At 59.2% G+C, this 25,185-nt stretch carries 19 protein-coding genes; 10 read left to right on the top strand and 9 right to left on the bottom strand.

Going from position 1 to position 25,185, the window contains the following annotated elements; all coding sequences use genetic code 11:
• Position 1: 1 nt before the first annotated feature.
• A complete protein-coding gene (gene nudC / locus R6W86_RS07015) occupies positions 2-829 on the top strand; it encodes an NAD(+) diphosphatase (protein ID WP_410328655.1) in 828 nt (275 codons plus the stop codon).
• Positions 822-1,679 carry a glutamate racemase gene (murI, locus tag R6W86_RS07020; protein WP_410328656.1) on the top strand — a complete coding sequence of 286 codons (858 nt, stop codon included), beginning with the start codon at positions 822-824 and terminating at the stop codon, positions 1,677-1,679. Before nudC ends, murI begins: the two co-directional genes overlap by 8 nt.
• Here murI and R6W86_RS07025 read toward each other — a convergent pair.
• From R6W86_RS07025 to R6W86_RS07040, 4 genes are all read right to left on the bottom strand, one after another.
• The gene (locus R6W86_RS07025) at positions 1,657-2,664 is read right to left on the bottom strand and encodes a DUF2156 domain-containing protein (protein WP_410328657.1); all 1,008 of its coding nucleotides are present in this window, start codon (positions 2,662-2,664) and stop codon (positions 1,657-1,659) included. The genes murI and R6W86_RS07025 overlap by 23 nt on opposite strands.
• Positions 2,665-2,706: 42 nt before the next feature.
• On the bottom strand, positions 2,707-3,360 hold the full coding sequence (locus tag R6W86_RS07030) for a class I SAM-dependent methyltransferase (RefSeq protein ID WP_410328658.1): 654 nt from the start codon (positions 3,358-3,360) through the stop codon (positions 2,707-2,709).
• A gap of 231 nt (positions 3,361-3,591) precedes the next feature.
• Positions 3,592-5,766: an EAL domain-containing protein gene (locus R6W86_RS07035; protein WP_410328659.1), complete on the bottom strand. Its 2,175-nt coding sequence runs from the start codon at positions 5,764-5,766 to the stop codon at positions 3,592-3,594.
• Positions 5,763-7,769 (bottom strand): HDOD domain-containing protein, encoded by a 2,007-nt coding sequence (locus R6W86_RS07040; protein WP_410328660.1) that lies wholly within the window; start codon positions 7,767-7,769, stop codon positions 5,763-5,765. The genes R6W86_RS07035 and R6W86_RS07040 overlap by 4 nt, the downstream gene beginning before the upstream one ends.
• Positions 7,770-7,976: 207 nt before the next feature.
• Here R6W86_RS07040 and R6W86_RS07045 point away from each other — a divergent pair, with 207 nt between their 5' ends.
• From R6W86_RS07045 to R6W86_RS07060, 4 genes are all read left to right on the top strand, one after another.
• Positions 7,977-9,290 (top strand): MinD/ParA family protein, encoded by a 1,314-nt coding sequence (locus R6W86_RS07045; RefSeq protein WP_410328661.1) that lies wholly within the window; start codon positions 7,977-7,979, stop codon positions 9,288-9,290.
• A 181-nt stretch (positions 9,291-9,471) separates the two neighbouring features.
• Positions 9,472-11,013: a fatty acyl-CoA reductase gene (locus R6W86_RS07050; RefSeq protein ID WP_410328662.1), complete on the top strand. Its 1,542-nt coding sequence runs from the start codon at positions 9,472-9,474 to the stop codon at positions 11,011-11,013.
• 299 nt (positions 11,014-11,312) lie between these two features.
• Positions 11,313-13,262, top strand: a complete 1,950-nt coding sequence (acs, locus tag R6W86_RS07055) for an acetate--CoA ligase (RefSeq protein ID WP_410328663.1) — start codon at positions 11,313-11,315, stop codon at positions 13,260-13,262.
• A gap of 39 nt (positions 13,263-13,301) precedes the next feature.
• Positions 13,302-13,967, top strand: a complete 666-nt coding sequence (locus R6W86_RS07060; RefSeq protein ID WP_410328664.1) for a LuxR C-terminal-related transcriptional regulator — start codon at positions 13,302-13,304, stop codon at positions 13,965-13,967.
• 113 nt (positions 13,968-14,080) lie between these two features.
• On the opposite strand, the gene R6W86_RS07065 is transcribed toward R6W86_RS07060, so the two are convergent.
• Complete coding sequence (locus tag R6W86_RS07065) at positions 14,081-15,064, bottom strand: D-2-hydroxyacid dehydrogenase (protein WP_410328665.1); 984 nt, start codon at positions 15,062-15,064, stop codon at positions 14,081-14,083.
• A gap of 307 nt (positions 15,065-15,371) precedes the next feature.
• Here R6W86_RS07065 and R6W86_RS07070 point away from each other — a divergent pair, with 307 nt between their 5' ends.
• From R6W86_RS07070 to R6W86_RS07080, 3 genes are all read left to right on the top strand, one after another.
• Entirely contained in the window at positions 15,372-16,598 is a 1,227-nt protein-coding gene (locus tag R6W86_RS07070) for a pyridoxal phosphate-dependent aminotransferase (protein WP_410328666.1), read from the top strand.
• Positions 16,599-16,607: 9 nt separating this feature from the next.
• Positions 16,608-16,799, top strand: a complete 192-nt coding sequence (locus tag R6W86_RS07075; protein ID WP_410328667.1) for a CPXCG motif-containing cysteine-rich protein — start codon at positions 16,608-16,610, stop codon at positions 16,797-16,799.
• Positions 16,800-16,892: 93 nt separating this feature from the next.
• Entirely contained in the window at positions 16,893-17,465 is a 573-nt protein-coding gene (locus R6W86_RS07080) for a DUF1439 domain-containing protein (protein ID WP_410328668.1), read from the top strand.
• Positions 17,466-17,582: 117 nt separating this feature from the next.
• Here R6W86_RS07080 and R6W86_RS07085 read toward each other — a convergent pair whose 3' ends face one another.
• Positions 17,583-18,842, bottom strand: coding sequence for an aspartate aminotransferase family protein (locus R6W86_RS07085; protein WP_410328669.1), 1,260 nt, complete (start codon positions 18,840-18,842; stop codon positions 17,583-17,585).
• 44 nt (positions 18,843-18,886) lie between these two features.
• A complete protein-coding gene (locus R6W86_RS07090; RefSeq protein WP_410328670.1) occupies positions 18,887-20,041 on the bottom strand; it encodes an isocitrate/isopropylmalate dehydrogenase family protein in 1,155 nt (384 codons plus the stop codon).
• 293 nt (positions 20,042-20,334) lie between these two features.
• On the opposite strand from R6W86_RS07090, the gene R6W86_RS07095 reads away from it, so the two are divergent.
• Positions 20,335-20,691: a hypothetical protein gene (locus R6W86_RS07095; RefSeq protein ID WP_410328671.1), complete on the top strand. Its 357-nt coding sequence runs from the start codon at positions 20,335-20,337 to the stop codon at positions 20,689-20,691.
• A 50-nt stretch (positions 20,692-20,741) separates the two neighbouring features.
• On the opposite strand, the gene R6W86_RS07100 is transcribed toward R6W86_RS07095, so the two are convergent.
• A complete protein-coding gene (locus R6W86_RS07100; RefSeq protein ID WP_410328672.1) occupies positions 20,742-23,804 on the bottom strand; it encodes an FAD-binding and (Fe-S)-binding domain-containing protein in 3,063 nt (1,020 codons plus the stop codon).
• On the bottom strand, positions 23,788-25,134 hold the full coding sequence (locus tag R6W86_RS07105) for an MmgE/PrpD family protein (protein ID WP_410328673.1): 1,347 nt from the start codon (positions 25,132-25,134) through the stop codon (positions 23,788-23,790). The genes R6W86_RS07100 and R6W86_RS07105 overlap by 17 nt, the downstream gene beginning before the upstream one ends.
• Positions 25,135-25,185 lie beyond the last annotated feature (51 nt).

Raw genomic sequence — 25,185 nt, forward strand, 5'->3', positions numbered from 1 at the left:
GATGAACTACTCAGATACAGACTGGAAGCCCGGCTGGAATACCGTCAAGCCGGAGCCGGACGACTTGGTGCTTCTGGTTTCCGGAGCCCACATCCTGAAGCCCGAAGAAGGCTGGCTGGTAGCCCGGGATGATCCCCGGATCGCCGGTGTCGGTGCCGATGCGGTGGCCCTGGGCTCCATCCGTGAACGGGCAGTCTATGTTACCGAAGTGCCGGAAGATACCGTGGGCTTCGAGCAGGTCAACCTCCGGGAGGCGATCCTGATGCGAGAGGGTGTGCCCACGGCCCTGGTGAGCACGGGGTTCCAGGTCTGGCAGTGGTGGCGGGATCACCGTTTCTGTGGCCGCTGCGGGGGGGAGACCGGATTCCATCCCCACGAACGGGCAAAGTGGTGCGACACCTGCAACATTCCCTGGTATCCGCGGCTTGCGCCCTGTGTGATCGTGGTCATTCGCCGGGATGATCGCTTCCTGCTGGCGAAGAATGCCCGGGTCAAACGTCAGTTCTACAGTCTGATCGCCGGTTTCGTGGAGCCCGGTGAGAGCCTGGAGGAAGCGGTGGTCAGGGAGGTCATGGAGGAAACCGGTCTGGCCGTCACCAACGTGCAATATTGCGAATCTCAGCCCTGGCCGTTCCCTCACCAACTCATGGTCGGTTTTTTTGCCGACTACGCCGGTGGTGAACTGGTACTCCAGGAGGACGAGTTGTCGGATGCGGGCTGGTATCGCCCCGGGGACACTCCGCCGGTTCCTCCGCAGACGACCATTGCCGGCCGCCTGATCCGTCTCATGGAGCAGGAGATAACAGAGGCAGGGGGCACCCGTGACTGATCCCGCGTCGCCGTGCATCCTGGTTTTCGATTCTGGCGTGGGTGGACTAAGCGTCGCCCGTTGTATCCTCGAGGCCCTGCCGGGTGCCGAGCTGGTCTACCTGGCGGACAATGCCGGCTTCCCCTACGGCGATCAGCCGGAACCGTTGGTGATCGAGCGTTGCACCACACTGATTCGCCGGGCGCTTGAGGAAATACCCTGTGACGTGGTGGTGGTGGCCTGTAACACCGCCAGTACCGTGGTTCTGCCCCGGTTGCGGGCGCTGATTGATGTGCCGGTGGTAGGGGTGGTGCCGGCGATTAAACCCGCAGCTGGCCAGACAGCCAATCGCCGGATAGGTGTGCTGGCCACCCCGGCCACGGTCCGCCGGCCGTATCTGGATCGGCTGATCGATGAGTTTGCCGGTGATTGCCAGGTTGTGCGGGTCGGGCACCCGGCCCTTGTGTGCTGGGCAGAACAGCTGGTGCGTGGTATTCCGGTGCCGGAGGCGGAGCTGCGGGAAGCGCTGGCTCCCCTGAAACGGTCAGGCGTGGATACGGTGGTGCTTGGGTGCACTCATTACCCTCTGCTCCTGGATGCGTTGAGAGCCGTGTTACCGGAGATCCGTCACTGGGTGGATTCCGGTGACGCCATCGCCAGGAGGGTGCAGTTCCTGCTCGGTGAGACTGGCCGGGATCTGGAGGCCATCGCCGGAGGCGAGCACCCCGAGCCGGTCCGAGCGGTGCTGCTGTCCGGGGAGGTGCCCCACGGATTGGCGGAGTTCATGGCGTCACGGGGCCTGGCGGCGCGGCGAATCGATGGGCGCTGGGGTGGGCTGGCCGACCCGGTCAGAGCAACCGGGTCAGCTTGAACATGGCCAGAAATTCCATGGCGGGTATGGCCCGGCGGTGGCAGCAATAGGTCTTGAAAACCTCACCCCGGAACCGTGATTTGGTGAACTCCAGTCCCTTGAAGTTGTAAAGAAAGTTGGCTTTCTCGTACACCAGGTGCAGCAGGCGCTTGAGCAGTCGGCTTTCCTGGTGTTCCGTGGTACGGTCCAGCGACAGCGGAATCAGTCCCAGATCCAGATAGGGCACGCCTTCGGCCCTGAATACTTCCATGGCATGGGCCATCAGCGTGTAGAAAATGCCCTGGCGGAAATCGGCATTGGCCCGGGAGATGTTGGGCACGTAGCTGATGATTTCGTTATTCCGGTAGATTGGGTCGAAGTAGATGAACCCCACCGCCTTGCCATCCTGGTAGGCATAGAAGTGCCGTTCATTCTCCCGGTATGCCATCTCCATCGGCCGGATCAGGAAGCGGATTTCGTTACTTTTGCATTTCCGGGTGCGGATCCAGGCTTCGGAGATCTCCCGGGTGTGGTCGTCGCTGAAACGTTCCTTCACGGAGATCCCGTTCTTCTCTGCCTGGTTCAGGGCCGTGCGCAGAATCTGCTTTTTCTTGCCGCTGAGACTCCAGCGGGACAGGTCTATCCGGGATTCGCTGCCGAACTGGGTTCCAAACAGGCCAAATCGCTGGTGCAGGCAATCCACGACCGGTCGTGACACCTGGATGTAGCTGGCATTGGGGTAGCGCCGGTAAAACTGTTCCAGGATCTGCCCGAAGTTCTCGGGGGCACAGACCGGATCGGACAATACAAATGTGCCACCCCATTTGCGCATGAACGCGATGTAGCCGATGCCCGGCAGGTCAAAGAAATGCATGCCCGGCTGAAGCGTTGAGAAGGACTGGGAGTGGGTGCCGTACTTCTTCAGGTAGCTCACCCGTTCGGCAAAACTGAAGGTCCCGCTATCCAGTTCGCGGGCGCTGTCCAGTGCAAGAATCTGGTCCGTCATGTTTCTGCTCCGGTGTTATTGTTCTTGGGCAATCTTTTGGAGTCAGGCCTGCTTGCGCCCGAGGATGGACCAGTAACAATCCATGTTCAGAAGCTTGAAGTGCTTCTTGTCAGTGACCTCGAGGCCCAGCCGCTGCATGTGTTCCGGGTAGTTGTAGATCTTGTGGAAGGCATTGTTGGCAAACAGCCAGAACACGAACACGGCCATGTACCAATAAAGCTTCTTGAACAGGCGGGAGATCAGGTTGCCGGTGGGGTAGCAGAAGTCACCGACCACCACCCGGGCATTCGCCTTGCCCAGGCGGATCAGGTGTTCCAGAACCTTTACCATCATGGTCTCGTCGAACACGTTGAGGAAGAAGTTGGCGACAACCATGTCGTAGTGCTCGAATTCCTCGACCTTCATGATGTCACTGTGAATCCTCCGGATACTCAGCTGCGGGGCCTCCTCCTGCTGGGCTTCGCTGAACTTGCGCAGCATGGTTTCGGATAGGTCGACCACGGTGACGTCGGCGCCAAGCTCGGCGGCACGGATTGCGTCCCGGCCATGGCCGACGCCGGCAAACAGGATGCGGTCGCCCGGATGGACGGTTTCCACATCCAGCATGGCGGTTTTGCAGCGATGAATGTTCTTGCCGCTGTAGAGGTTGCTCAGGAAATCGTAGACAGGGCCAATGTATTTGTACTTGTCGCGCATGATCACTGCTGCCTGTACCTGTTCGGGGGATGCTGAAGCGTTATTGTCTTTGTTGACCCTGATTTCGTAACAGGGAGTTCCGTTCCAGCGCCTTGAGCTTCGAGAGTAGAGAACAGGTGGGGGGAATTATGTGCAGTACTGCGCATTTCCGGATACATAAAGTAACGCAACGCAACACTTTGCAAACCCGATCAAGAATTGTGATAGGAGTGTAAGACAATCGGTTGGGTGTCAGAAGGAGGCGGCTTTGACGAACCTCTCTGCCAGGGCCTTGAAAACTTCCTCCGCCGGTCGGGCGGGCCCGTAGAAGAAGCCTTGCACCTGGTGGCAGCCCAGATTGCGTAAATAGGAAAGCTGCTCGTCGGTCTCCACACCCTCGGCCACGATTTCCAGCTTCAGGCCATGGGCCATGGCAACGATGGCGTTGACGATGCAGGCACCGTCCTCGCCGCTACGAATGGCCCGGACAAAGGATTGGTCAACCTTGAGGGTATGGATGGGCAGCCGGTGCAGGTAGTTGAGGGAGGAATAGCCTGTGCCGAAATCGTCGATGGCGATGCGCACACCGACGGTCGCCAGTTCACGCAACTTGTGGCTGATCTGGTCAAGATCGCTCATGATCACGTTTTCTGTGATCTCGATCTCGAGATTGTCAGGGGGGAAGTGCTGTTTGGTCATCCGCTTGACGAGATTGTCCACGAAGCGGGGATGCTCGACCTGGGTCGGGGAGAGATTCACTGCCAGGCGCAGGTCCGGATGGCCGTTCCGGATCCAGTCGCCCACATCCCGGAAGGCGTGGTCCATGACCCATTCGCTGAGCTGCACGATGAGTTTGGTTTCCTCGGCCAGCGGCAGGAAATCCCCGGGATACAGCAAGCCACGTTCCGGGTGCTGCCATCGCACCAATGCTTCGAGACCGACAATACGGTTGCTCCTGGAGCAGACCTGGGGCTGGTAGAAAACCCGAAGTTCTTCGCGCTCCAGGGCCAGGCGAAGATCCCGTTCCAGGTTCAGCCGATTGGCGGTATCCACGTTCATGGTCCGGGAGTAGAACCGGTAGCCATCCTTGCCCCGGCCTTTGACATGGTACATGGCAATATCGGCACTCTGGATCAGTTGATCCAGGTTCTCGCCGGCCTCGGGGTAGACCGCGATGCCGATGCTAACACCGACGAACACCTCGTGCTTGCCCAGCTGGAACGGGGCCTGGAGCGCCCGGATCAGCTTTCTGGCGATCTGCCGGGCATCGTCATTATCGTTAATCGCGGGCAGCAGCAGGGTGAACTCGTCCCCGCCAAAGCGGGACAGAGTGTCCCCCTTGCGCAGGCACTTCTCCAACCGCTGGGTGACCGCCTGGAGCAGGCGGTCACCCATGGCATGGCCGAGGGTGTCGTTGATGACCTTGAAACGATCAAGATCCAGAAACATGACTGCCAACTTCTCGTTACCCCGCCGGGCCTGGGCAATTGCCAGTTCCAGACGGTCCTTGAACAGGGCGCGGTTGGGCAGGCGGGTCAGAAGGTCATGATACGCCTGGAAATTGATGAACGCCTCGGCTTCCTTACGCTCCGTCACATCTCGGGCCGTGCCGTAGTACCGGGCGGATTTGGGCGTCGCACCGATCTGGCTCTCACCGGTGTGTGGCCAGGTCTGGGGGTCAATCGGAAAGGCCGTGATTTCAAAATGACGGGTAGCCTGCTGACTGCCACGGGTTTTGAGTCGTACTTCCAGTGTCCGCGGGTTATCCGCGTTGATATTGGCCCCTTTCAGGGCATAGGTTCCCTTTGACACGTCCCGGTCGTCGAGAATTTGCCGGAAGTGCTGGCCGCAGAGTTCCTCCGGTTGATAGCCAAGCAGTGATTCGACCTTGCTGTTGATGAAGCAGATATAGCCATCATCATCGAGCATGAACACGATGTCCGGTGAGGTGTTGACGATATAGCGATGCAAGGCTTCGGATTTCTCCAGCCGCACCTGGATATGTTCGTGTGCCCGCATGAGGGATTGCTTGTTGATGACGTTCTCGACGGTTGCCAGCAGTTCCTCGGGGTCGAAGGGTTTGCGGATGTAATCCAGCGCGCCCCGGCGCAGCGCCCGGCTGACCGCCGCAAACGAACTTTCACCGCTGATGACGATGGTGCCACAGTCCGGTTGCTTACCGGTCAGTTCCGCCATGACCTCGAAGCCATCCACGCCGGGCATTCGAAGGTCCAGAAGCGCGAGGTCAAACGAGTGTTGAGCAATCAGCTCACAGGCTCTTTCGCCGCCCTCCGCCTCGGTTACCTCGTAGCCCTGGCTACGCAGCAGAGAGGCAAGCGAACTGAGAAGCCGGGGCTCATCATCCACTACCAGGAGCCTGGCCGGTAAACCCTGACTCGGGGTCTGATCAGCATGTTCAGGTTTCATTGGTCGGTACCCGTCGTTTGGTCATCAGTCGATGTCATTTTATGAATCGTTGCCGGCAGCAGGATGCGGAAAGTGGTTCCATCCTGCCCCGTCCGGCAAGCGATGATGCCTTCCATGTCATCAACGAGCTGCTTCACAATGCTCAGGCCCAGACCGCTGTGGCCCTCTCCCTTTGTGGTTTTTACCGGCGCAAACAATTTGTTCCTGACTGCTTCCGGGATGCCCGTGCCGGTATCGGATATTTCAAGTTCCACCCAGGTCCGCTGGTTTTGCCAGACCGGGGCCGAGGTTCTCAAAGTGACGGTGCCGCCGCTCTCCGGCAATGCCTCGGCGGCATTGCGCAGCAGGTTGATAATGACCTGTCGCAGAGCCGAGGCGGGACCGCTGACCAGGGCGGGGTTGTCGGTCAGATCCAGCCTGAGCCGACATTTGCCATCATCAAAGAGGCTGTCCTCGACAATGCGACTGAGGCTATCAAGCTCGTCATTGAGTGAGATGCTGCCCCCATGTTCGGGGCCCGGCTCTTTCTGTCCCATCTGCTGCAGCAGATCGCCCGCCCGGTCCAGTTCTTCGCGGATGATGTCCAGCTCCTGGTGGACATCGGGGTCATCGAGCCGATTTCGTAACTGGTAGATGTACTGGCGGATGATGGTTAGCGGGTTATTGACTTCGTGAACCTGTTTGCGAAGCTGCTGGCGGTCGAGCTCCTGCTGGAGCTGTTCCGCAGCCCCGGTAATCTGCCCGGTGGACTGGCGGGTGGCGAGGATCTGACCCAGACGGTGACTGAAAAGGCTCGCCAGTTCCAGGATACTGTCCTGCCTGGTTTCATCAGAGCCCAGTGCAAAGACGCCGGTGCATCCAGTGCCGGCGTTGACCGGTATTGCTGCCAGAGAGGGCGTTCGCAGCAGGGAGAGTAGCTGGCGGTCGAGAATCGTGCGGCTGCGACCGGCAAGCTTGACCGCGCTGCCCGTATTGAAAGCCTCGGTCAGGACGCTGCCGCCTGGTTTCGCTGAAAGGGTGAGTTCCGGAATGTCGACTCCTGTCCCTGCGACCAGTGCCAGGAGGTCATTTTTGGCTGCAAAACAAAGGACGGGAGATCCGGTGATCAGCCCCAGGCTGTTCGCGGCCTGGGCAATAAGGCTGTTGGCTGGTTGCCCCGAATCGGCGAAGTCCAGGGCCTGGCTGACAATGGCCTGCTGCAGGATCACCTCTTGCAGTTCGCGGAGGGCCTGTTCGCCATCATAGCTGTCATCAAGGACTATCCCGAGGGATCGGGCGATCCCGGCAACTTCGTGGGCGATACGCCGGTTGATCTCCAGGGTCAGCTCTTCGCTGAGACCGAAGACGATGCCGGCAGCGGCAATGCCCTCAACATTGGACAGGGCGAGCCGGGTGGCCAGACTGATCAGTTTGACCAGATGTCCGGCATCCCTCGACTCCTCCGGCGCGGCCTGCTGATAACGCATGGCGTCCGCGGCCATCGATCCCAGGCCCCATGCGCTGACCAGATCGGCAACCACATCGCATTGGTTATTCAGGTAATGCTGGCGGGCATCCGGGGTGCTGGTTTTGATAGCAACCAGTTCGCCGACGTTATGGAGCATACCGAGCATGTACGCTTCTTCGGGATAAGGGTAGGCGGTGAGTGTCGCCAGTGCTCGGGCCGTCAGCGCGGTGGTCAGGGAATGCCGCCAGAAGTCCCGGACCTGCCGCCAGTCGTCGGTGTCCAGTCCGAACTGTAACTGGTTGAGGGCGGCCGTCAGCACTAGAGTGCGCAGTCGTTGAGGGCCGAGTCTGACCAGGGCCTGTTCGATGGACTGGATCCGGCCTTCATGGGTGTCCATTGTTGAATTGGCGAGGGAGAGAACGCGGACGACAAGTGCGGTATCGGCAGAGATGATGTCACTGATCGTCTGGAAACCGGCGTCCTGGTGACAAGCCTCAAGCACCCGCAACGTCACCTCCGGGAGACTCGGTAGCTGTAGCTCTGGCGCTAGTTCCATAGGCATGCCTTGCCGAACCCTGATCAGACGTCGTTTCCTGACGCCGGTTTCATTCTTGTTATCCGAAAATCCTAAACAATCGCTTTCGGTTATTAAATGCTCTTTGTTGTTTTAATGAGCAATATATTATCTCATCTGTGATATGTGTAGACTTTTTACAGGTTAGTTTGTTATTCGCTGTTTTCCCAGGGACGAGAACACATTCAGATGGCCCTTGATCCGGATACCGACAAGCATGATTCGAACCAGCCTCACACGGTTGCCATTGCGGGGGGCGCGGGTGGAGTAGGAAAAACCTCCGTGGCGCTGAATCTGGGCCTTACCCTGGCAAGGCGGGGTAAACGGGTGTTGTTGCTGGATGGTGACACAGGGCCCTCCAGCCTGAGCGCGCAACTGGGACTGGAATCAGGCAAGGATTTTACCGACGCGCTGGACGGACGATGCCGTCTGGAAGAGGCGCTGGCGAAAGCGGATTATGACCTGGCCATCCTGCCCGGGGCCGCCGGGCTGCGCCAGTGCCTGGACATGGATCAGCTGGATGCCGTGACGGTGCTGGAAGAGCTGGCCGATCTGGAACGGGCTTATGACTATGTGCTCGTGGATGCCGGCAGTGCCCTGGATCTTACGGGGCTGCACATGGTGGCCAGCGCAGCGCTGGCCTGCATGGTGGTGATGCCGGATCCCGAGTCCCTGAAGCATGTGTTTTCACTGGTCCGGAATCTGAGAAAGTGCGGTTATCGGCGGGTCCCCAGCGTGGTCGTTAATATGGCATCCGGAGCCAGTCAGGCGCAGTCGATTTTCCAGCGGCTGGACAGCGCTGTCGGGCGTTATCTGGAGGTTTCACTGCATTATCTCGGCGCGGTCTGGCGTGACGAAACCCTGCGCCAGTCGGTAGTGACCGGAGTCCCGGTGGCAATGTTGCCGGTATCCGATCCTTCCTGCCGCCAGTTCCATACCCTTGCTGACATACTGGACGTTCGTCTTTCCCGTCTGCCGCCCGAAAAATCGGGAGTGGCGGGTTACTGGCAGTCGGTTATTCGACGCCGGTACAAAACGGAATTGCACCATCGGGAAGAAACCGTCGAGCGCCCTCGGAGCGAAAAAGAACGTCTCTCGGTCTCCCTGGATGAGCTGGATTCGCTACTCGGCCAGCGCCTGGACCCCATGCTTCGTTATGAGGCATTCAACCGTTTTTTTGCACTGCTGGGGCACAATCTCGGTGCCGATAGCATCGAGTTTATCCAGACCGGTCTGGCAGCAATGCCCTGGGAGAAAATGCGTCCCGGGGACCGACAACACATGGCCACTCATTTAAGGCATCTGGCAGACCAGATCGCACCTCCGGAGGATGAAACCCCCGAGTTAGCCGCTGCGCCTGCGGCAGCACCCGAGCCCTTGTTTGACCGTATCAGCCTTGGTGAGCAGGAGCGCCTGGTGCGGGCTCTGAGGGAACAGCCGGCTGATGTTTCCATTGATCAGTTGCTTCGCGCCCTCGCCAGTCACGGTGCTGACCGCTCCTGAGATCTGTCTCAGGTGTGCCCGTTTTATTGTCATTTTATTTGTACTTTATGTGTCGTAACTTTGCGGTTTGTCACCATGTTGTAACAGGGATTGTGCAAATATTGATCGTAGAGAAAGGCATGGTGGCCCGTAATATGCAACCGATCCGGCTAACCAGCTCAGTCAGAGAAGGAGTTCGTCCATGGCAACACAGCAAATCACCCCCGAAGTATCTTCATCGAAGGTACTCGATGCACTTCGAGGCAAGCAGGTTCTGGTTACCGGAACCACCGGATTCCTGGGCAAGGTTGTCCTGGAGAAACTGATCCGGACAGTGCCGGACATTGGTGGCATACACCTGCTCATTCGGGGGAACAAACGTCACCCGGATGCCCGTAGCCGGTTCCTCAACGAAATCGCTACGTCGTCCGTGTTCGAGCGCCTGCGTGTCGAGGATCCCGAGGTTTTTGAAGCCTTTATTGAGGACAAGGTCCATTGTGTTACCGGAGAAGTGACCGAATCCTGCTTCGGCTTGCCCCTGAAGGATTTCGACGCTCTGGCCAACGGCCTGGATGCCGTAATCAATTCTGCCGCGAGTGTAAATTTCCGGGAGGAGCTCGACAAGGCACTGACCATCAATACTCTCTGTCTGGACAACATTGCCGAGCTGGCGCTCAGGAGCCGCGAACTGGCGGTGATTCAGGTTTCCACCTGTTACGTGAACGGGATGAATGCGGGGCAGGTGACCGAGTCCGTCATCAAGCCTGCCGGCGAAGCGATTCCCCGCAGTGAAAACGGTTATTTTGAGATCGACGAGCTGGTCAACCTGCTCGAAGACAAGATTGCAGACGTGCGCTCACGCTATTCCGGCAAATTGCTGGAAAAGAAACTGGTGGAACTGGGTATCCGGGAAGCCAACCGTTACGGCTGGAGTGACACCTACACCTTCACCAAATGGCTGGGTGAACAGCGCCTGATGAAAGCGCTGGCGGGTCACCCCCTGACCATCGTTCGCCCTTCTATCATCGAGAGCGCGCTGGAAGAGCCGGCGCCAGGCTGGATTGAAGGTGTGAAGGTGGCGGATGCCATCATCCTGGCTTATGCCCGCGAAAAGGTGACCCTGTTTCCGGGCAAGCGCTCCGGTGTCATCGACGTCATTCCGGTGGATCTTGTGGCCAATGCCATCATCCTGGGTGTGGCCGAGGCGCTGTCCGAGCAGGCAGGGCGCCGCATTTACCAGTGCTGCAGTGGCAGTTCCAACCCGATCTCCCTGGGCGAGTTCATCGACCACCTGATGGCGGAGTCGAAGAGTAACCATGCCGAGTATGACCAGCTGTTCTATCGCCAGCCCACCAAGCCTTTTGTGGCGGTGAACCGCAAGCTGTTTGACACTGTGGTTGGCGGTGTCCGCATACCGTTGAGGCTCACAGATCGGGTGCTCAAGCTACTGGGCCACACCCGGGAACTGAAAATGCTCCGGAACCTGGATACCACCCGGTCGCTGGCGACAATCTTCGGTTTCTATACTGCGCCGGACTATATCTTCAGGAATGACGAGTTACTGGCCCTGTCAGCACGGATGGGTGGCCTGGATCAGGCCCTGTTCCCCGTGGATGCCCGCCAGATTGACTGGTCGGTGTATCTGCGCAAGATTCACCTTGCCGGCCTCAACCGTTATGCGCTCAAGGAACGAAAGTTGTACAGTCTGCGCGCGGCCCGTGACCGTAAAAAGAAAGCGGCCTGACCTTGCCCGGGTATACGGATCCGGTCGCAATGACCGGGTCCGGCCATTTTTACTGGCGATTTTCCTGTCTCGGACTATCCTCAAGATAGCTTCTCAGTTTGTGTTTTTTCCAGCCGTTTCTTGCAGTTTGCCGTCAGTTTGGGGCTAAAAGTGCAGGCACATTAGGACGTTAGTCTAATTCATTGTGTGGTGGCACACATGTTGAACTACGACTATCCGTCTTCTGGGCCGGAGAGGCCCGATCGCTCTGTTTTTAAAAACCGACAATGACAACAGACTCTAACTGAAAGGGGAGCACAATGACTGATAAACAGCTATATCCGGTAAGCCCCGAAGTGGCCGAAAGGGCCTTGGTCACCCGGGAACAGTATGACGAGATGTATCGTCAGTCAGTCGACGACCCGGATGTCTTCTGGGGTGAACACGGTAAGCGGATTGACTGGATCAAGCCTTTCACCAAGGTCAAGAATACCTCTTACGACTACAACAACCTGTCCATCAAGTGGTTCGAGGATGGTGTCCTGAACGCTTCCGCCAACTGCCTGGATCGTCACCTGGCGGATCGCGGCGACCAGACTGCGATCATTTTCGAGGGTGATGATCCCTCCGAATCCCGCAATGTCACCTACCGTGAACTGTACGAAGAGACCTGCAAGTTCGCGAACGTGCTGAAAGATCAGGGTGTCAAGAAAGGCGATGTGGTTACCATCTACATGCCGATGATCGTGGAAACCGCGGTTGCCATGCTGGCCTGTGCCCGTATCGGCGCGATCCATTCCGTGGTCTTTGGCGGTTTCTCCCCGGAAGCACTGGCGGCGCGGGTCGTCAACGGCAAATCCCGCTTCGTCGTTACTGCTGACGAAGGCCTGCGTGGTGGCCGCGCGATCCCCCTGAAGAAGAACGTGGATTCCGCACTCAAGCATGAAGAAAACGCCAACGTCGACAAGGTGGTTGTTGTCACTCGCACCGGCAACAAGGAAGTACCCTGGACCGAAGGCCGTGACCTGCGTTACGAAGACCTGATGAAGTCCGCCTCTGCCGAGTGCGAGCCCGAGCCGATGAACGCGGAAGACCCACTGTTCATGCTCTACACCTCCGGCTCTACCGGCGCTCCGAAGGGCGTGCTTCACACCACCGGTGGTTACATGGTTTACACCTCCATGACCCACGAGTATGTCTTCGACTACCACGACGGTGACGTCTACTGGTGTACAGCCGACTTCGGGTGGGTGACCGGCCACAGCTACATCCTGTATGGTCCGCTGGCCAACGGTGCCATCACCCTGCTGTTCGAGGGCGTGCCCAACTACCCGGACAGTTCCCGTATGGGTCAGGTGGTCGACAAGCACAAGGTCAACATCCTGTATACTGCGCCGACCGCCATCCGTGCCCTGATGGCACAAGGCGAGTCCTGCATGGACGGCACGACCCGTGAAAGCCTGAAACTGCTGGGCTCCGTGGGCGAGCCAATCAACCCGGAAGCCTGGGAGTGGTACCACCGTGTTATTGGTAACAGCAAGTGCCCGATCGTGGACACCTGGTGGCAGACCGAGACCGGGGGCATCCTGATTTCTCCGCTGCCCGGTGCCGTGGACCTGAAGCCGGGTTCCGCAACGCTGCCGTTCTTCGGTGTCCAGCCGGCGCTGGTGGATAATGAAGGTAACATCCTGGAAGGCAAGGCCGAGGGTAACCTGGTTATCCTGGACAGCTGGCCTGGCCAGATGCGCACCATCTACGGTGACCATGAGCGTTTCGTGCAGACCTACTTCAGCACCTACAAGGGCATGTACTTCACCGGTGACGGTGCCCGTCGTGATGAGGACGGTTACTACTGGATCACTGGCCGTGTGGACGACGTGCTGAACGTCTCCGGTCACCGCCTGGGCACCGCCGAAGTCGAGAGCGCACTGGTTGCCCACGACAAGGTGGCGGAAGCGGCCGTGGTAGGCTACCCGCACGACATCAAGGGTCAGGGCATCTACGTCTACGTAACCCTGGTGCAGGGCGAGGAGCCCACCGAAGAACTGAAGAAGGAACTGGTCCAGTGGGTACGCAAGGAGATCGGTCCGATCGCTTCTCCGGATGTGATCCAGTGGGCGCCTGGACTGCCGAAGACTCGTTCTGGCAAGATTATGCGTCGGATTTTGCGTAAGATTGCCGCTAATGAGCATGATCAGCTGGGCGATACCTCTACTCTGGCAGACCCGGGTGTAGTGGACGAGCTGATCAACAGCCGGGCGTTCAAGTAACTTCGGCTGTCAGCCAATAACCTGTAAGGAATCTGTTGAATGACACAAACAATTATCGTCGCTGATGATCACCCGCTGTTCCGAGCAGCATTGAAGCAGGCGGTCAGTCAGGCGGTGCCGGATGCCAAGACGGTTGAAGTCGACAGCATCAAGTCACTGCAGGCGGCGGTAGAGTCGCACCCGGATGCGGATCTGGTTCTGCTGGACCTGAACATGCCGGGCGCCCACGGCTTCTCCGGACTCGTGTTCATGCGCGGGCAGTATCCGGGGTTGCCGGTGGTAGTTGTGTCAGGATCGGAAGAACTCCAGGTGATGCGTCGTTCGATCGACTACGGGGCGTCTGGCTTCATTCCGAAGTCGGCGCCGCTGCCGACCATTACCGAGGCGATTCAGGCAGTCCTGGAAGGGGATGTCTGGCTGCCGGAGGGTGTGGCCGAGAAAATCGAACGGATGCAGTCCGAGGCGACGGATTTCTCCGAGCGCCTGGCGTCCCTGACGCCACAGCAGTTCCGGGTACTGGGTATGCTGGCCGAGGGGCTTCTGAACAAACAGATCGCCTATGATCTGGATGTTTCGGAGGCGACCATCAAGGCCCATATCACGGCCGTATTCCGGAAGCTGGGGGTCCGTAACCGGACCCAGGCAGTGATCGCGATCCAGCAGATGGAGATCGATCCTTCGGATCAGTCGCTTTCCGGTGGTTGATTGAAGTTGGAGTCAGATGAAAACTTTCATCTGACTCCGGGTTTGACCTGAAAAACGGGAGCCCTCGGGCTCCCGTTTTTGTTGTTATGGCCCCTTAGTTCGGGTTCCGGTCGTTACTTGCTGCCGGCGTAACCGAGTCTCTTGTCGACCAGGTTGAACCGGTCACGGCCTTTGTGCCACAAATCGAAGTTCTCCAGGAACTGGTCGGTCAGGGCGCGCTTCCAGCCGATGAAGTCGCCGGCCATGTGGGCGGTCATTATGACGTTTTCCATATCCCAGAGTGGGTGTCCCTCGGGCAGAGGTTCTTCCTCGAAGACATCCAGGGCGGCGCCGGCGATTTCCCCTTCTTCCAGGGCGACGATCAGATCATTGGTTTTCACGATGGGGCCGCGGCCGATGTTGATGAGCCGGCCGCTGTTACGCATGGCCTTGAACGCCTTGTGGTCGAACAGGCCCTCTGTCTGGGGCGTGAGGGGAGCGGCAATCACCACAAAATCATAGTGCGGCAGCTGATTGAACAGGTCATCGTTGCCGTGCACCGCCACGAAATCCGGATCGTCGTGGCGCGGGGTGCGGGCAATGCCATGGGGCTGGAGCCCCGCAGCCCGGACCAGCCGGCCGATCTGGCGGCCGATGGAGCCGGCACCAACCACCAGCACCTGCTTGCCCTCGGCCCGCTCCGTGTCCCGGTGTTTCCACTCATGCCGGTACTGGAGGCGGATCGAATTGGGAAAATCCTTGGCGAACATGAGAATCGTACAGAGCACGTACTCGGCGATGGTCCGGTCGAAGATGCCCCGGGCGTTGGTGACGACCACATCGCTTTCGATCAGGCCCGGGAACATGAGGGCATCGACGCCGGCACTGGTGGCGTGGATCCACTGGAGTTTGTTGGCACAGGGCCAGGCGGCTTCCAGGGCTTCGGTCCTGAAATCGGTCACCATCATCACATCCGTGCCCGGCAGGGTGTCTCTCAACGTTTGTTCATCACAGGCAAACCGGACCTCGGCCCGGGCTTTTAACGCATCCATTCCCGGTGGCTGCTGTTCGCCAGGGGCTGTCAAAACGGTTACAACCGGTTTGCTTTGCTGAGTCATTGGGCCTCCGCCTCGTTATCGGTGAACAATGAAATTCCTGCGGTGGGTTGGGTATACCGCTTCCTACAGTCTGGTTTGACGATGGAGTGCGGTCAACCCGGGGTCAGATGAAAGCTTTCATCTGACCCCGGGTTCGCCTTGTCGCATTGGCGAAATCGTGCGGCTTCAGGGCCCGGAATCATGCGCCCCGGGGCCGTATTTTTACTTATCCCATCTTTGTTGTTTTTTGTCTTGTACCGCCTGTTCTTACTGGCTAACCTGCAGAGGTACGTCTTTTCCCGTCCCGTCCCGTCCCGAGGAGGTATTTATGGCAGAAGCTCCCAACCGCGAAACCGGTCAGGCCAAGCCACGCAAGATCAAGTATCGTAAGGCGAAGGCCAGTTGGAACCCTGCCATGCAGGCGATTCCGGTATCCGGTATTCGTCGTCTGGTGAATATGGCCTCGAGCATGAAGGACGTGATCCATCTGTCCATCGGCCAGCCAGATCTGCCCACGCCGAAGCACATCATTGATGCCTATGTCGACGCGCTCAATGCAGGTCAGACCGGCTATACCATGGATGCCGGCCTGCCGGAGCTTCTGGTGGCACTGCGAGACTATTACGGTCGCCGTTACAACCGGAAACTCACCCGGGACAACATTCTGATTACCAGCGGCGCCACCGAGGCCATGTACCTGGCGTTGTCGGCCACTTCGGCACCGGGCCGGCAGTTCATCGTCACCGATCCCTCGTTCCTGCTCTACGCGCCGTTGATCCGGATGAACGGCGGGGAGGTCAAGTACGTTCCGACCCGCGCCGAGAACAACCACCAGCTGGATCCGGATGACGTCATCAAGGCCATGGGATCCCGGACCTTTGCACTGGTTCTGAACAACCCCAACAACCCCACCGGGGCGGTTTATCCGCGCAGTACCGTGGAAACCATCCTGGAGGAGTGCGCCTACCGGGGCATCCAGGTCTATGCCGACGAGGTGTATGACCACCTGATCTTCGATGACGATGACTTTGCCAGTGTCCTCAACTGCTCCATGGACCTGGATAACATCATGTGCATCAGCAGCTTCTCCAAGACTTACAGCATGGCGGGACTGCGGGTTGGATGGGTGATCTCCAGCCAGGCTGCAATCAAGTCACTGCGCCGGTATCATATGTTCACCACCTCGGTAGCAAACACCCCGGCCCAGTTTGCCGGGGTGGCGGCCCTGACCGGTGACCAGCAGTGCGTAAAAGACATGGTGGATATCTACCGGGAGCGCCGGGACAAGGTGGTGGAGCTGATCGATCAGACTCCGTACATGACTGGTTACAAGCCAGGGGGCGCGTTCTTTGCTTTCCCGGACCTTCCGCCACACGTGGACGGTTCCGATCTGGCACTGCGGATGCTCAAGGAAACCGGGGTCTGCGTGGTGCCGGGGGATGCGTTTGGCGATGAATGCACCAATGCCCTGCGCATCAGTTTCTCTACTACCTGCGAACGGCTCGAAGAAGCGTTCGACCGGATCATCCCCTGGATGGCCAAGCAGCAGCTATAAGGAGGTGGAGTGTCAGCCCTGGAGTCCGTGCTCATTCAATGCCCCTACTGCTGGGAGGCGCTCGACATCGGCGTCGACCCGTCAGTGGCGGAGCAGGAGTACGTGGAGGACTGCCAGGTTTGCTGCCAGCCGATCCTGCTGCATGTGACCATTGACGAAAACCTCACACCGCACGTACAAGCCCGGGCCGAAAATGAGTAGGTCCGGGTTGTTCCTGACCAATCTTTAATACCCTGTGGTTGTCCGATCCTGCCCCCTGGCGCAGGATAAGAGCAGCTTTCGGAGGATCCATTCATGAAGACATTACCAAACCGTGCACTGTGGGCACTTCTGGTCATCGTGGCACTGCTCTCAAGTGGCTGCGCCAACATCTCCCCTTACGCAATTTCAGAGGGGGAACTGGAGAGTCATCTGAAAGATGTGGTGGCGGAGTATGACCGCAAGCAACTGCAGAGCGGCTCCCCCCTCAGCCTCAGCCTGGATGATGCCGACATCACCCTGGGGCCGGATGGTCGGGATGTTGCGGTGATTGATGTGCGTGGTCAGGTGGCCCTGAATGCTCTGATGACAAAGCTGCCGGTGGATATTGCCTTGAAAGTGGAGGGGGCTCCCTACTACGACAGCCAGGAAAAGGCCGTTTATATCCGCCGCCTGCAACTGCTGGAAAGCAGTATCGACTCTCCGTTCTTCAAGGGTGATCTGGCGCCGGTGACCGATACCGTGATGCGGGTGGTTGCCCAGATGCTGGAGACCATGCCGGTGTATCGTCTGGATGAGGCCGACTTTGCCCAGCGGATGTTCGGGATGGTGCCGATGGATGTGCGGGTGGCGCCGGGGCGGCTGGAATTCGTGATGGACAACGAATGAAGATGGGGTCAGATGAAAGCCTTCATCTGACCCCGGATTCACGCCCAGGCTTCGGAAACAAAAATGGGGTCAGATGAAGGCTTTCATCTGACCCCGTCTTAGGCCCGGCTTCAAATTTCAGGCAGTCGCCTTCAGTGCCTCTTCGAAGATCCCCGTCGCCTCGTCGATCTGCTGCTGGTTCACGATCAGCGGGGGCAGCCAGCGCACGATCTCGTGATAGGGTCCGCACCGTAGCATCAGCAGCCCGCGCTTTTCGCATTCCTTGAGCAGCTTGCCTGCCCGTTCACCGTCCGGGCAATCGCCACGGCGCATTTCCACGCCCACCATCAGGCCCTTGCCGCGGATATCCGCCATCTCGGGGTAGTCCTTCTTCAGGGCATGCAGGTTGTCCCAGAGGCGCTGGCCCATGCTGGCAGCGTTTTCGACCAGGCCCTCCTCCTTGATCACATCGATGGTGGCAATCGCCGCAGCCGCAGATACGGCATTGCCACCGTAGGTGCCCCCTTGCGATCCGGGCCAGCCCTTGGCCATGGTTTCCTCGGAAGCTGCCAGTGCGGAGATCGGGAAGCCGCTGGCCAGGCCTTTGGCAATCATGATGGCGTCCGGGGTGACACCGAAGTGCTCATGGGCCCAGAACTTGCCGCTGCGGCCGAAGCCTGCCTGAACCTCATCGAACACCAGCATGATGCCATGCTTGTCACAGCGTTCCCGCAGGCCCTGCATGAAAGTGGCATTGGCGGGCACATAGCCGCCTTCTCCCTGGACCGGCTCGATCAGCATGGCAGCGGTTTCCTTCGGTGCTGAGTAGGTCACAAAGATCCGGTCCAGTTCCTTGAGGCAAAAATCCGTGGCCTCCTCGACGCTCCAGCCGTAATGGAAAGCATGAGGGAAGGGGGCAACGACTACGCCACCCATCATCGGACTCACGCCGGCCCTCAGACCGACACTGGAGGTGGTCAGAGACAACGACCCCATGGTCCGGCCATGGAAACCACCGTGGAACACGATGATGTTTGGGCGCCCCGTAACCTGTCGCACCAGCCGGATCGCTCCCTCTGCCACTTCTGTCCCGGCATTGGAAAAGAAGAAAGAGTTCAGGGGATCCGGCGTCAGTTCACCGAGCTTTTCAGCCAATTCAGGCAGCCTCGGATTCATCACCGTGGTGGCCTGGGCATGGATCATGGTGGCCACCTGTTTCTGGGCTGCCTCCACAACTTTCGGGTGGCAGTGACCGGTACTGGTTACCCCGATCCCCGACGTGAAATCCAGATAGCGTTTGCCCTCCGGATCAATAATGTAGGCGCCTTCGCCCTTGGCGGCAGTGATGCCGGTGGCCTGCTTGAGCAGGGGGGATAACTTGCCTTTGTACTCGGTCACAATGCACCTCCAGAAGTGAGTGGAATACCTCTTTTGCAGACTAGTCAGGCCCCCAGCTGTTTACAAATGGCCTGGCCTATTTCGTGGGTACCGCGACGTGTGCCCGCATTCTGGGCGAGGTCTGCGGCAACCGCGTCGAATAGTTCCTTCCCTGCTGCGGCCAGAGTCGGGTCCTTGCGGCCCAACCATTCCAGCATGCGGGCGGTGGTGAACAGCATGGCCGTCGGATCCGCCAGACCCTGTCCCGCGATGTCAGGGGCACTGCCGTGGGTGGGCTCAAACATGGATGGCATATCCGGGTCTGTGGGATTCAGGTTGCAGGATGGTGCGACGCCCATGCCTCCGGACAGCACGGCTGCCAGGTCGGTGAGGATGTCCCCCTGGAGGTTGCTGGCGACGACCACGTCGAACGCCCACGGGCTCTGGACAAATTTCATGCAGGCGGCGTCCACCAGTTCGTGATGGGTCGCGACATCCGGGTACTCCTTGCTGATAGCCTCGAAAGCTTCGGTGTACATGTCACCCCAGTAACGTAACGCATTGCGCTTGGTAACCAGGCACACCTGGCTCTCGCAGGTACGACCGTCCAGAGTCCGGAAGCTGCGAGTTCGGCCATCGCGTACCCGTTCTTCGGCCCGCCTTCGGGCCTGCTCAAAGCCGTAACGGATGATCCGGTCGGTGGCCTTGCGGGTGAAAACCTCCATCTGGGTCGCCACCTCATCGGGCCTGCCTTGGCGCAGGCGGCCGCCCTGGCTGACATACTCGCCCTCACTGTTTTCCCGGATGACCAGCATGTCGACTTCTTTGGCGCGGTTATCGGCCAGGTACTGCCGTGCGCCCTCGAGCAAGCGGGCAGGGCGCTCGCAAACCCATTGATCGAATCCCTTCCGCATCTCCAGAAGCGGCGCCAGGGAAATGCTGTCCGGTAGCAGGTACCGGTCAGGATCATCCATCGGGCCCGGGTCACCGAGGGCGCCAAGCAGTATCGCGTCGTACCGTTTCAGTTGCTCCAGTGCGTCCGGGGGCCATGATTCACCATTTTCCTCATGCCAGGCGTGAGAAGGCCAGGGGAAACGGGTCCATTCCAGCGCCAGCCCATGCTTGGCGCGCAGGGTTTCAAGGCAACGTACTGCCTCCGCTACCACTTCCGGACCAATGCCGTCGCCCGGTGTAACGGCAATACGTGTAGATTGGACCATTCTGGAGACTCCTTTTGATGAAAGACGCGTATAAGTACAAAAGTCAGTGTAGTCACCCGCTCCGGGTATGCCACCGGTTGTCCAAGAAGAGTGTGTACGTGGATTTACCAACGGAAAACCAGCAACTATAGTTTGGAGAAGTATATTCAACAGACATGGGGCCAGAGAAGCCAGGAGCAAGTGTGGGGTGAGCGGAAGTTTTTTTTGATGCGTCCCAGTGTGATCATTGTGCCTGCCGGAACCCGAGTATCCTGCCTGATCCAGGCCTTCACTGATCCTCAAAGGACACGAAATTGCTCTACCGCATCATCACCATCATCGGCGCGCTGGTCTTTGTCGCCGCCCTGTTCGGGCTTATCTGGTTCTTCTGCAAAAAGTTCCTGGAACACCACGGCGTCACCGACCAGGTTTCCGACCGTGCCACTGTCCTCGCCACCTGGACTTTTGCCGGTATCAGTGTCGGATTGGTGTTGGCTGTGGTCGGCGCTTTCGTTTTGGGGCCGTGGGCGTTCTACCGAACTCTGCGAGGGCATGGCGCCAACATTTCCGATGCCGCTGCCGTGTGGTGGGGGCTGGGGATTGTTGTGGCGTCCCTGAGTATCACTGCTGCCGGATTCTTCGGCTTCCTCGTGGCGGTGGGGGCTTACTGAACATGGGGTCTGATGAAGAAGGCTTTCTTCTGACCCCATCCTCGGGGGGATCATCCAGAAGCCTCCATCCGCCGAAATCTGTCTCGCAAATACTCCAGAGGATGCCTGGCGACCTCACCATCAAACCTCTTGACCTGTGACCGGCACGAATACCCGGTGGCCAGCACCGTCCCCCGATCCTTCAAAGCGCTGATCTTCGGTCCCCAGGACAGGTCATAGATGGCCCTGGATGTGACAAGATTACGGGTTTCATGCCCATAGGTCCCCGCCATGCCACAGCAGCCGGTGGCCTCAATTCTGATTCCGATGCCCAGTGCTTCAAACACCTGTCGCCACTGATCCATGCTGCCGGCAGCGTTGGTTTTCTCCGAGCAATGGCCCAACAGAGTTACATCTTCGCCCTGAGCCGCGTTAACAGAAGGCGCAAGGTGCCCAATCCTTTCGGCCAGAAACTCCTGAAGCAGCATCACGCCGGGAACGTCCAGGCCGACGTATTTCCGGTATTCCGACCGGAAAGCGAGGGTCATCGACGGGTCAATGCCAACCAGAGGAACGTCATACTTCGCGTAGGACTTCAGCAGGTCGACATGCCTGCCTGCAATGGCACGGAACTGTCTCAGAAAGCCATGGACGTGAAGCGGTTTGCCATTCGGGTGGAAGGGCAGCAGCCAGACCCGTAGGCCGAGATATTGTAGGGACTCGAGGATGGCGGCGAACGTATCGGTTTCGAAGTAGCTTGTGAACGCATCCTGCACGATAATGAGTGACCGAGCCCGTTCCGTCTCGTCCAGGCCTGACAGCTCCTTGTCATTCACGATACCGATGCCCAGCCGGGCGGCTGCCGCGATGGGCGTCTGCGGTGCAAGCAGAGGACTATCCACCATACCAATCTTCCGGACCAGCGCCCTGACAGGTGCCCACAGCATGAGGCAGTTATAGATGGGCCGGGCCAGGGGGTTGGCGATGAACGGAATCATCTGCTCCAGCCTCCCGATCAGATGATCCTTGACCGGTCGAAGGTAGCGGCTGTGGTAAAGATGCATGAACCTGGCGCGGGCTTCGGGAATGTCGACCTGGACCGGGCATTGGCCGGAGCAGGATTTACAGGACAGGCAGCCGTCCATCGCTTCCCGGACTTCATGTGAAAAGTCGAACTCTCCCCGGTTGCGCGCCCGGGTATTCCGAAACCTGGCGGGCAGGCTCCGCAGTGCCGGGGTCGAGTTCGTCCGGGTAGCCAACGACTCGGTATCCACACCTTTCTCGCCGAGCAGCCTGAGCCACTCCCGGATCAGGGAGGCGCGACCCTTTGGGGAATGCCGGCGATCGCGGGTCGCCTTCCAGGACGGGCACATCGCATCGTCGGGGTCGAAGTTGTAGCAGGCGCCATTACCATTGCAGTTCATGGCGTCTGGCTGGCTGCGTTGGCTGGCAACGGGAATGGTGCGGTCCAGCGCTCCCCGTTGTCCGGGCTCATCCACTTTAACCAGCGGGATTCGGGCATCGGGGGTCGCAATCTTGCCGGGGTTGAGTTGATTGTGTGGGTCAAAGGCCTGTTTGACGGCCTGCAGTTCCGGGTACAGATCCCCGAAGAATCTGGGGGCAAATTCCGAACGGAAGCCCTTGCCGTGCTCGCCCCAGAGTAATCCATGGTACTTGTGCACCAGTGCGACCACCTCCTCGGTGACCGCACGAACGATATGGATAGTGTCCGGATTTTTGAGGTCTAGGGCAGGGCGGACATGGAGCACGCCAGCATCCACGTGTCCGAACATGCCGTAGCTCAGCCCCCCGCGGTCGAGGATCTCGCGAAACTCACGGATAAAGTCCGCCAGATGCTCCGGGGGAACGGCAGTGTCCTCAACGAACGCCACCGGCCGGGCCTCTCCGGAGGTCTTGGCCAGCAACCCCACGGCCCGCTTGCGCATTTTCCAGACCTGGTTGACCGCCTTCGCTCCGAAGGCGATAGCGTAGTGGCGGGCCGGTGTTTGGTCCGGATCGTCCAACATGTCGGTCAGAGCTCTGACTGCATGACGAACCTGTTCTTCATCGCCCCCGGTAAATTCGACAAGGTTTACTCCCCGGACCTGAGTATCCCCGGTGGAGGGGAAAAACGGCGCAACGTCGTGCCAGACGATGTCGCCCCTGGCAAGCTCCAGTACCTTGCTGTCGATGGTTTCGATCGAGGTTGGGCCAGCGCACATCAGGGCCCGGGCATCCCGCAGGGATGCATCGAAACTGTCATACTGGACCACCACCAGCGACTGGTATTCGGGAATCGGCACCAGGTTGATTTTCGCTTCCACGATAAAGCCCAGAGTGCCCTCTGAGCCGCAGAGGATGTTGTTGGCATTGATCCGCCCCTGATCATCGCGGAGGTGGGCCAGATCGTATCCTGTCAGGCAACGATTCAGCTTTGGGAAGTGCTGTTCAATATCTGTCCGTCGACGTTGCCAGATGTCGGCCAGGGTCCGGTAGATTCCACCTGCCAATGACGAGGCTTTGGCCTCGTCTTCTTCCTGCTCCGGAGCGAGCGCCCGGGTCCGCAGCAGGTTTCCGTCCATCAGCACCGTTTCCAGCTCCAGAACATGATCCCGGGTCTTGCCGTACATGACTGACCCCTGGCCGCTGGCATCGGTATTGATCATGCCACCGATGGTGGCACGGTTACTGGTGGACAGTTCCGGTGCGAAGAACAAGCCGTAGGGTCTCGCGGCGGCATTCAGCTGGTCCTTGACCACCCCGGCCTCGACCCGTGCCCAGCCCTCTGCCGGGTTGATTTCGAGGATCCGGTTCAGGTGCCGGGACAGGTCCACCACAATCCCGTCCGTCAGCGATTGGCCGTTGGTGCCGGTGCCGCCGCCGCGAGGGCTGAGGACGATATCCCGCCAGTTAGCCTCCGAAGCGAGACGGGTCAGTGCCTGCAAATCCTCCTTGTCGATCGGGAACACCGCCGCCTGTGGCAGGACCTGATAAATGGAATTGTCGGTCGCCAACACCGTCCGCGTACCATAGTCCGGCGTCATTTCTCCCCGGAAACCCGATTGTTTCAGGGTCTTGAGAAAGGCCAGGTAACGGGATTGGGTCGGTGTTATTTGTTCAAGTCGCGGTAGCATGGCTTAGGCTGCTTTCCTTTGGGTCCTGGTATGGCATGGTCGGGCTCAGTTGAGCCAGAAGCTCAGTCACCGGTTGATCAGGCAGGGCATTGACGGTGCGCTCAAGTCGATCGGCTGCGGAGCCAAGGACAGGCTGCGCCAGTTCGTGGAATTTGGTGACCAGTTCGTTCCGGTCTATCGGGTTGCCCGGAGTACCCCGCGCCTCAAAGCGGCCACTGACCAGTTCCCGACCATCTGTCAGTCGGATCGTGACCATGGCGTACCGCTTTGCGGGGAAGCAGTCCGAGAACTCGGCTGATTCGCAAAGCCGGATTTTTCCGCTCAGTCGGAGAACCTCGGGGTGAACCAGATCATCGGTCACTGACTGCCGGTTCACCGTGCCACGGTGCAGCGCGCAGGCCACCGCCCAAGGCAGGCTGTACTGGGCCCCTTCGGTACTTTGGGGGAGGGAGGTATGCAGTCGAATCGCCTGATGAAAACTGGTTACTCGAATTTCCTCGACCTGCTCCGTGTCGGGTACTGAGGTTCGGAGCGCAAGCGCTGCCTCCACTGCCGGCTGGGCCCAGTAGCACACTGGGTAGCGTTTGAAATAGGTATCCAGGAAATGCCAACGGGTTCCGAGGTCCTCCCAGAGGTCGGGTTCCTCAAGCAGCAGTGCCGGGGCGCCGGTAAAACCGGCCCTGGCCAGCAGCGCGGCGGAGACGCCGGTCATGGCACCCCAGCCTGAACCGTCTTTCAGCATGGTGGGGTGGTCGATGCAGCGCATCATCTGGCTACGTGGTCCGTAGAATTCCGCGGTACCCAGTGCTTCGGCCAGTTGCTGTGCTGACAGTCCCATCATTCGGACAGCCACGGCAGCGACGCCCAGGCAGTTCCAGGCGCCCGAGGTATGGTAGTCGCAGGCTGAGTTGTGCAGGCTGATCCCGGCCCGGATGGCAATCTCGTAGCCAATGGCCAGTTCTCCCAGGAACCGTCGTCCCGACAAGGTCTGAATTTCGGGTAACGAGAGCATTCCTGGCAGGATGGCGACGCCGGCATGCCCCTTGGTCAGGACATGACCATCGTGAGCATCCAGGGCATCAATCAGCCAGCCACCATAGAGCGCCGCACCGGTGCTTGAGGAAACCCCTTCCGAGAACAGCAGGGGCTGCTTGCCTGGATACTGGTTGAGCACAAACTCACGGGCGATCCGGGTTAGGGGAATGCCGGTTGCGCCGGCTGCCACGCCCAGCAGGTCCAGCAGGCAGGTCCGGGAAAGGTCATAGACTTCGGCCGGCAGAGCGGTGGCATCAAGCTCCAGAATCTTCTTTGGTACTGACAGGTCGGGCATGGAAGGCACTCGGTATTATTGTGCCTACATCATTGAGGTTCACGGCCTGGC

Source organism: Marinobacter sp. (assembly GCF_046484525.1).
GTDB lineage: Bacteria > Pseudomonadota > Gammaproteobacteria > Pseudomonadales > Oleiphilaceae > Marinobacter.